General features: G+C 35.5%; 1 protein-coding gene. It reads right to left on the bottom strand.

What is annotated here, in order from left to right:
* Positions 1 to 145: 145 nt before the first annotated feature.
* Positions 146 to 568 (bottom strand): hypothetical protein, encoded by a 423-nt coding sequence (locus tag ACSLUK_RS19945; RefSeq protein ID WP_448550545.1) that lies wholly within the window; start codon positions 566 to 568, stop codon positions 146 to 148.
* Between the last annotated feature and the right edge of the window lie 237 nt (positions 569 to 805).

Genomic DNA, 805 nt, shown 5'->3' with positions numbered 1-805 from the left:
CGACCACATCGACAGACGAAGTAAACGAGTTTGCTTATTGATTTAACCTTGCCCGTCACTGACTTGAAACGGGCAAAAAAAACACTATTGCTTATTGACAGAGTTACGGCTCATATGTGTTAGCTTTTATTTTGCAGAAGTTTATTTATGTCCTTGGACGCCTGCTTACAACCACCATCTTTTTCGCCACTTTTGTACCGATTGTCGTGTGTAATAAGCGTAATACGATACGACACGTTACCTCAGTAGAATTTCTATAATTTTTGAATCTAAATTGGCTTTTTTCAATATCATTTATATCCAAATATATTTCTTTTGAAGGATAAACAAGAACAATAGAATTGTTTTGAAGTATAGCTTTGTAGAATTTCTCTTGTGAAATAGCAACAAAGTAGAAACCAATAAAAAGACAACATGAATACATTATTGTTAGATTTAGTGGTCGTATTTTCTTTTTGAAATGGTTATATAATACTACGCTAGCTGCAAGAATTCCTGTCAGCAAGAAATATCTATATAAACCTAAGGCTCCAGAAATAGGAGCTTCAAAAATAGAAAGTGTTTCCATAACGCCCATACTTCCAAGAAAAGCTAACGCCACAATTAGCGGCAAAAAATTTTTGGCTAGAATAGCGAACGCAGTGAGAACAGCCAACTGTTTTTTGTCCGTTTAATTGCCTTGATACTCATTGAGCCTCCTCCCTGAAGCTAGCCATTGACTAAGCTTCAAGGTAAGCAAACCAATAGGAGAAAGCTCAATGAATTTCTACAATAACATGCATCCGTATTACTGTGGTATCGATTT

The organism is Thalassotalea fusca (assembly GCF_053485835.1).
This window is presented reverse-complemented; position numbering and strand designations above follow the sequence as displayed.